5 protein-coding genes are annotated in these 7,482 nt (G+C 65.1%); 2 read left to right on the forward strand and 3 right to left on the reverse strand.

Annotation, left to right across the window (positions count from 1 at the left end):
• Positions 1-389 precede the first annotated feature (389 nt).
• Positions 390-2,837, reverse strand: coding sequence for a DNA topoisomerase (ATP-hydrolyzing) subunit B (gene gyrB / locus AB843_RS23020; protein ID WP_048649253.1), 2,448 nt, complete (start codon positions 2,835-2,837; stop codon positions 390-392).
• A gap of 323 nt (positions 2,838-3,160) precedes the next feature.
• On the opposite strand from gyrB, the gene AB843_RS23025 reads away from it, so the two are divergent.
• A complete protein-coding gene (locus tag AB843_RS23025; protein ID WP_048649254.1) occupies positions 3,161-4,135 on the forward strand; it encodes a complex I NDUFA9 subunit family protein in 975 nt (324 codons plus the stop codon).
• Positions 4,136-4,142: 7 nt separating this feature from the next.
• Entirely contained in the window at positions 4,143-4,913 is a 771-nt protein-coding gene (locus AB843_RS23030; protein ID WP_082143975.1) for a sulfite exporter TauE/SafE family protein, read from the forward strand.
• Between the two features lie 112 nt (positions 4,914-5,025).
• Here the strand turns inward: AB843_RS23030 and AB843_RS23035 are convergent, their stop codons facing one another.
• Both AB843_RS23035 and accD read right to left on the reverse strand, forming a co-directional pair.
• Positions 5,026-6,369 carry a bifunctional folylpolyglutamate synthase/dihydrofolate synthase gene (locus AB843_RS23035; RefSeq protein WP_048649255.1) on the reverse strand — a complete coding sequence of 448 codons (1,344 nt, stop codon included), beginning with the start codon at positions 6,367-6,369 and terminating at the stop codon, positions 5,026-5,028.
• Between the two features lie 55 nt (positions 6,370-6,424).
• A complete protein-coding gene (accD, locus tag AB843_RS23040; protein ID WP_048649256.1) occupies positions 6,425-7,378 on the reverse strand; it encodes an acetyl-CoA carboxylase, carboxyltransferase subunit beta in 954 nt (317 codons plus the stop codon).
• Positions 7,379-7,482 lie beyond the last annotated feature (104 nt).

A 7,482-nucleotide genomic window follows, 5' to 3' on the forward strand; every position in this document is an offset into this window, starting at 1 on the left:
AAATTCAGTTTGCCGGTTGGTCAAGGAAAAACCGCTGCCCCGGGGCTTGAGGAAGTCGTTGGGATGGTCCAGTGGCCGATCAGAAATTGAAATCGACAATCCGACGGCTGGCGGCGACAAAGGCACTGGTGGGCTGACTTCTCAATCTGGGTACGCGTCGCGTGTGGATTCGGTCGTCTTTGATCTTGTGGCAACAGTGCTGCGCTTGGTTCGACAAGCTCACCATGAGGGAGGTACAGGGCTGCAAAATCAATCCGCGACGTTTCGGCATCAGGTTCCCTGCAAAATCCAACCGCCCTCATGGTGAGCTTGTCGAACCACGCACTGGGTCAATGCAACAGGGTGCAACTATTGTGTCGTGCCAGGGCGTCCAAGCGGACGCACGGCGCTCAAATATCCAGATTGGCGACCGAGAGGGCGTTTTCCTGAATGAACTCGCGGCGCGGCTCCACCTCGTCGCCCATCAGGCGCGAGAAAAGGGAATCGGCGTCGGTCGCATCCGGCACACGGACCTGCAGCAGCGAGCGGGCTTCCGGGTCGAGCGTCGTTTCCCAGAGCTGCTCGGCATTCATTTCGCCGAGGCCTTTGTAGCGCTGCATGGTGAGGCCCTTGCGGCCCGTGGCGAAGACCGCGTCGAGCAACGCCATCGGGCCGGGAATGACCTCCGATTTGTCCTTGCGGCGCAATACGGGCGGCTTGCCGTAGACCTCCTGCAGGCGCGCCGTGTAACGGTCGATGGCGCGCGCATCGGCCGAGCCGATCAGGCCCGAATCGAGGACGATGGCCTCGCGCACGCCACGCACCGTGCGTTCGAACAGGAAGCCGCCGGCACCCTCGTTGGACGGGTTGACCCGGCCCTCCCAGCCGCGCTCGGTCTCTTCGGCGATGATGTCGAGACGGCGCGCCACATAGGCGGCCGCTTCGTCGGCGCGGGCCGGGTCGGCCAGGACGGCCGCGTTGAGCGCGCCGGCGATCGCCGCCTGCTCGACCACGGCGCGCTGGTAGCGCGTGTGCAGCCCGTTGATCAGGCCGCGCACGGCGCGCGCATCCTCGATGGCCGCCTTCAGATCCTGGCCACCGCGCACCTCGCCGGTGGACAGCTCCAGCGTCGCTTCCTCAAGCCCGGTATCGACGAGGAACTCCTCGAAGGCCGACTCGTCCTTGATGTACTGCACCGACTTGCCGCGCGTCACCTTGTAGAGCGGCGGCTGGGCGATATAGAGATGACCGCGCTCGATCAGCTCCGGCATCTGGCGGAAGAAGAAGGTCAGGAGCAGGGTGCGGATGTGGGCGCCGTCGACGTCGGCGTCGGTCATGATGATGATCTTGTGGTAGCGCAGCTTGTCGAGGTTGAACTCGTCCTTGCCGATGCCGGTGCCGAGCGCGGTGATCAGCGTGCCGATCATGTCCGACGACAGCATGCGGTCGAAGCGGGCGCGCTCGACGTTGAGGATCTTGCCGCGCAGCGGCAGGATCGCCTGGTTCTTGCGCGAGCGGCCGGATTTGGCCGAACCGCCGGCCGAGTCACCCTCGACGATGAACAGTTCGGATTTCGCCGGATCGCGCTCCTGGCAATCGGCCAGCTTGCCGGGCAGGGAGCTGATGTCGAGCACGCCCTTGCGCCGGGTCAATTCGCGCGCCTTGCGCGCCGCTTCGCGGGCGGCGGCCGCCTCGACAACCTTGCCGACCAGCGTCCTGGCTTCGCCCGGATGCTCTTCGAGCCAGTTTCCCAGCGCCTCGTTGACCAGGCTTTCGACCACGGGCCGGACCTCGGACGAGACCAGCTTGTCCTTGGTCTGGGAGGAGAATTTCGGGTCCGGCACCTTGACCGACAGGACCGCCGTCAGGCCCTCGCGGCAATCGTCGCCGGTGAGCGAGACCTTTTCCTTCTTGGTCAGGCCGGATTTTTCACCATAGCTGGTCACCTGGCGCGTCAGCGCGCCACGGAAGCCTGCCATATGCGTGCCGCCATCGCGCTGCGGGATGTTGTTGGTGAAAGCCAGCACGTTCTCGTGGTAGGAATCGTTCCACCACATGGCGACTTCCACCGTGATGCCGTCGCGCTCGCTGCGGATGGAAATCGGTGCGTCGATCAGCGGCTTCTTGGCCCGGTCGAGATATTTGACGAACTCCTCGAGGCCGCCGTCGTAGAGCAGCTCCTGGGTCTTCACATCGGCGTGGCGCTTGTCGGTCAGGACGATGCGGACACCGGAGTTCAGGAAGGCCAGCTCGCGCAGGCGATGCTCCAGCGTGCCATAATCGAACTCGACCATGGTGAAGGTGTCCGGCGAAGGCAGGAAGCTGACCTCGGTGCCGGTCTCATCGCCGGCGTCGCCCGTGGCGACGAGCGGCGCGTCGGCCACGCCATGGGTGAAGCTCATCTCGAAGATCTGGCCCTTGCGGCGGATCTTCAGCTTGAGCCAGATCGACAGCGCGTTCACCACGGACACGCCGACGCCGTGCAGGCCGCCCGAAACCTTGTAGGAATTCTGGTCGAACTTACCGCCGGCGTGCAGCTGCGTCATGATGACCTCGGCCGCCGAGACGCCCTCGCCCGAATGCACATCCGTCGGGATGCCGCGGCCATTGTCGGTCACCGTGCAGGAGCCGTCCGGATTGAGCGTCACCGTCACCAGCGTCGCATGGCCGGCCAGCGCCTCGTCGATGGCGTTGTCGACCACCTCGTAGACCATGTGGTGCAGGCCGGACCCGTCATCCGTGTCGCCGATATACATGCCGGGCCGCTTGCGGACCGCGTCCAGTCCCTTCAAAACCTTGATGGATTCCGCGCCGTATTCGGCCGGTTCGCCGGGGAGTGTTTCTGGCGTGTCGCTCATCAATTTCTTTCGTTCAGGAAGCGCTTGAGAGCAGGTCTCGAAGCAGCGGAATTCAGCACCGCGAATCATTCGGCGCGCACTGCTCAAGATATAGGCGTTTCAAGTGCTTTTTCCAAGTTTTGCGGTGATTCGCGCCTGGGGATGAAATCTCTCCGGAGCAGGCCTTTGCCTTTGGCCGGAAACCGATTATGTAGCCCTGAACTGGTTCATCGTTTCCTGAGAACGCTGCGCCGCTTCATATCGTTCGCTAAGCCGCATTTGTGCGGACGTCAGGTGGCACCACCTGGCAGCTCGAATGCTTAGGCAACCGGAGACCGAGGCATATGGCCACCATCAGCCAGAAACCAAAGCTCGTCACCATTTTCGGCGGCTCCGGCTTCGTCGGCCGCCATCTGGTGCAGGCCCTGACCAAGCGCGGACACCGCGTCCGGGTGGCATGCCGCAACCCGAACCTGGCGATGCATCTGCAGCCGCTGGGCAATGTCGGCCAGGTGCACGCGGTGCAGGCCAATCTGCGCAACCGCGCCTCGGTCGACCGGGCGGTGGCGGGCGCCGACCATGTCATCAATCTGGTCGGCATCCTGCACGAATCCGGCCGGCAGACCTTCGACGCGGTGCAGGATTTCGGCGCCCGCGCCGTGGCCGAGGCGGCGCGCGCCGCCGGCGCCAAGCTGACGCAGGGATCGGCCATCGGCGCCAACCTGGATTCCCCCTCCGACTACGCCCGCACCAAGGCGCTCGGCGAAAAGGCGGCGCTGGAAACGGTCAAGGACGCGGTGATCATTCGCCCCTCCATCATTTTCGGGCCGGAGGACAAGTTCTTCAACCGCTTCGCCAACATGGCCCGCTTCTCGCCCTTCCTGCCGCTGATCGGCGGCGGTGAGACGAAATTCCAGCCGGTCTATGTGGGCGACGTGGCCGAGGCCTATGCGCGCTCGGTCGACGGCACGCTGAAGGGCGGCAAGGTGTATGAGCTTGGCGGACCCGAGGTGCTGACCTTCCGCCAATGCATGGAGGAAATGCTGGAGGTGACCTACCGCAAGCGCTGGTTCGTTACCATTCCCTGGTCGGTGGCCCGGCTGCAGGGCCGCATTCTGGGCATGCTGCCCGGCCGGCTTTTGACGCTCGACCAGGTGAAGCAGCTTGGCAACGACAACGTCGTTTCCGAAGCGGCGATCAAGGACAAGCGCACACTGCCCGGCCTCGGCATCGCCCAGCATTCGCTGGCGGCGATGCTGCCCGCCTATCTGTGGCGCTATCGCCCGGCCGGCCAGTTCACCCGCAAGCAGCTTTTGTAGGCCGCCATTGAGCGGCTGGGACAGTCTTCTGCCTGAAGCGCTCGGCATGCTGCCGGCGCTGTTGCTCATCATCGCCAGCTTCTTCACCTCGGCGCTGACCGCCGTGTTCGGCGTCGGCGGCGGGCTCGCCATGCTGGCGCTGCTCGGCCTGTTCGTTCCGGTCGCCGCACTCATTCCCGTGCATGGCGCGGTGCAGCTCGGCTCCAACACCGGCCGCGCCTGGCACCAGCGGGCGCATATCCGGTTCTCCATCACCATGCCGTTCATCATCGGCAGCCTGATCGGCGCCGCCGTCGGCGCCTATTTCGTCGTGCAATTGCCCGACGCGCTGCTGAAACTGGTGCTCGGCCTGTTCGTCCTCACCGTTACCTGGGCGAAGATCCCGGGCGTTGCCCGCCTCAGCCATGCGGGGCTTGCCGCCGGCAGCGCCGTCATCGCGCTTGCCACCATGTTCGTCGGCGCGACGGGGCCGCTGCTGTCGGCCTTCTTCGCGCAGATCATTCCCGACGACCGCAAGGCGCTGATCGCCACCCACGCCGCCGGCATGACCGTGCAGCACGCCCTGAAGGTGATCGCCTTCGCTCTTGCCGGCTTCGCCTTCTGGCGCTGGCTGCCCTTCGTCGCGGTGATGGTGGCTTCCGGCTATCTGGGCACGATCTACGGCAGCAGGCTCCTGGAGAAAATGCCCGAGGCAATCTTCCGCCGCTGGTTCAAGATCGGCCTGACGCTGCTGGCGCTCGACCTGGTGCGGCGCGGCTTGGCCGGCATGATCTGGTAGCCTAGACCGGTTCAGCGTTTCATGGAAACGCTGAACCGGTCTATCTCTTTGTTTTTCCGCATTTATGCGGACGTCAGGTGAAACCACCTGACTGCAAAATGCTTGCCCGCTTTCAGCGCGGCGGCGTTCCATTTTCGGCCAGCACGGCGCCAATCAGATAGAGCGACCCGCAGATCAGGATGCGTGGCGGCGGTTCACTGCCGTCGCGACCGCTGTCCAGCGTGTCACGCAGAAGCTTGAGCGCGTTGGCGACCGAATGCACCGGCTCGGCGGACAGGCCGGCCGCCAGCGCGCGCGCTGCCAGTTCGTCATTCGGCACGCCGGCATCGCTCATCTCCACCGGGACCGTGTAGACATGCCGCGCCATGCCTTCGAAGGCGCGGAAATAGCCGGTCTGGTCCTTCGTGTTGATCATGCCGGCAATGATAAACAAGGGGCGCGGCGAACGGTCCTCCTCGGTGGCCAGCGCCTCGGCGATGGCCTCGCCGGCGCCGGGATTGTGACCGCCGTCGATCCAGATTTCCGCCCCTTCCGGCGCCAGGTCGGCCAGCGGGCCGCGCGCCAGGCGCTGCAGCCGGCCCGGCCAGACGACGCGCTCCATGGCCGCTTCCGCCGTGCGCAGATTGACCGGGAAGCCGGCGGCCTTGACCGCGGCGAGCGCGGCGGCGGCGTTGGCGATCTGGTGCCGGCCGGCAAGCTTCGGCAATGGCAGGTCGAACAGGCCCTTGTCGTCCTGATAGGCCATGCGGCCATTTTCCTCGAAGGCGAGAAAATCCTCGCCATAGACGGTCACTGGGCAGCCCAGCCGCTCGGCCGTGTCGACCAGCACTTCGCGCGCGGCGTCGAATTCCTGCTGGCCGACGACCACCGGGCAACCGCGCTTGATGATGCCGGCCTTCTCGGCGGCGATCAGTTCCACCCGGTCGCCGAGATAGGCTTCATGGTCGAGCGAAATCGGCATGATCACGGTGGCTGCCGGATGATCGATCACATTCGTCGCGTCGAAACGGCCGCCAAGGCCGACCTCGACGATCGCCGCATCGGCCGGATGCTCGGAAAACAGCACGAACATGACGGCGGTGAGGATCTCGAAGACGGTGATCTCCTCACCGTGATTGGCCTCGGCGACACGTGCCACCGCTTCGGCCAGCACCGAATCCTGCACCAGCCGTCCGCCGCCCTCGGCGCCAAGCCGGTAGCGCTCGTGCCAATTGACCAGATGCGGCGAGGTGTGGACGTGGACGATGCGGCCCGACGCTTCCAGCGCGGCGCGCGCGAAGGCGGTGGCCGAGCCCTTGCCATTGGTGCCGGCGACGTGGATCACCGGCGGCAGTTTGCGATGGGGATTGCCGAGCCGGCCGAGCAGCCGCGTGATGCGGTCGAGCGACAGGTCGAAACCCTTCGGGTGGAGCGACAGAAGGCGCTCGATTTCCGCCTCGGCGGACAGGAGTGTCATGGCGGATGCTACCCGATGCGAGAGGATTTCGTGCCGAAGAATGGCGTGGTGTGCTTCAGGCTTCAGGCCGTTCCGCCGGCGTCTCATCCACCACCGGGGCCGGCAGGGCGTCAAGCTGCGGCTCCTCGGTTTCAGGCGCCGCTTCCGGCTTCTCGACGGCCTTCTCCTTGAGCAGGATTCTCAGCAGGCGGGCGATGGTGTCCTTCATCTCCAGCCGGGAGACGACCATATCGACCATGCCGTGGTCCTTCAGGTATTCGGCGCGCTGAAACCCTTCCGGCAGCTTTTCGCGGATCGTCTGCTCGATGACGCGCGGGCCGGCAAAGCCGATCAGAGCGCCCGGTTCGGCGATGTGCACATCGCCCAGCATGGCGTAGGAGGCAGTGACGCCGCCCGTCGTCGGGTTGGTCAGGACGACGATGTAGGGCAGGCCCGCCTCCTTCAACCGGTCGAGCGCCACGGTGGTGCGCGGCAGCTGCATCAGCGACAGGATGCCTTCCTGCATGCGTGCGCCGCCCGAGGCGGCGAACAGCACCAGCGGCAGCTTGCGTTCGACGGCGGCCTCGAAGCCGCGGATGATCGCCTCGCCGGCGGCCATGCCGAGCGAACCACCCATGAAGGCGAAATCCTGGACGGTGGCCAGCAGTTGCAAGCCTTCGACCCGGCCAACGGCGCTCAGCACCGCGTCTTCCATGCTGGTCTTCGCCTTGGCGTCGCGCAGGCGGTCGGTGTAGCGCCGCTCATCGCGGAATTTCAGCGGATCGACGGCCACTTTGGGGCTTTCCAGCCCCTGGTATTCGCCACCATCGAAGAATGCTTTCAGCCGCTCGCGCGCCGAGATCTTCATGTGATGGCCGGATGAGGGGATGACCCAGAGATTGTCTTCCAGATCCTTGTGGAAGACCATTTCGCCACTCTCCGGATCCTTGATCCAGAGGTTTTCCGGCATATCGCGGCGGCCGAGCATCGAATTGATCTTCGGCCTGACGTAGCTGGTGATCCAGTTCATTGCGGACGCTTTCTGTTCTGCTGGCAATTCTATGCGTGGAAAGATGGGCCGATTATCGGGCGACAGCAAGGCGGGCTTCACGCACGCCTTCGGCGAGCCCGCGC

Source organism: Nitratireductor soli (genome assembly GCF_001050155.1).
Lineage (GTDB): Bacteria > Pseudomonadota > Alphaproteobacteria > Rhizobiales > Rhizobiaceae > Nitratireductor > Nitratireductor soli.

Bases quoted from the DNA above. Each gene is read 5' to 3' on its own strand.
- AB843_RS23035 (WP_048649255.1), bottom strand. From the start codon at position 6,369: ATGACACTCCTGTCCGCCGAGGCGGAAATCGAGCGCCTTCTGTCGCTC.
- gyrB (WP_048649253.1), bottom strand. From the start codon at position 2,837: ATGAGCGACACGCCAGAAACACTCCCCGGCGAACCGGCCGAATACGGC.
- accD (WP_048649256.1), bottom strand. From the start codon at position 7,378: ATGAACTGGATCACCAGCTACGTCAGGCCGAAGATCAATTCGATGCTC.
- AB843_RS23025 (WP_048649254.1), top strand. From the start codon at position 3,161: ATGGCCACCATCAGCCAGAAACCAAAGCTCGTCACCATTTTCGGCGGC.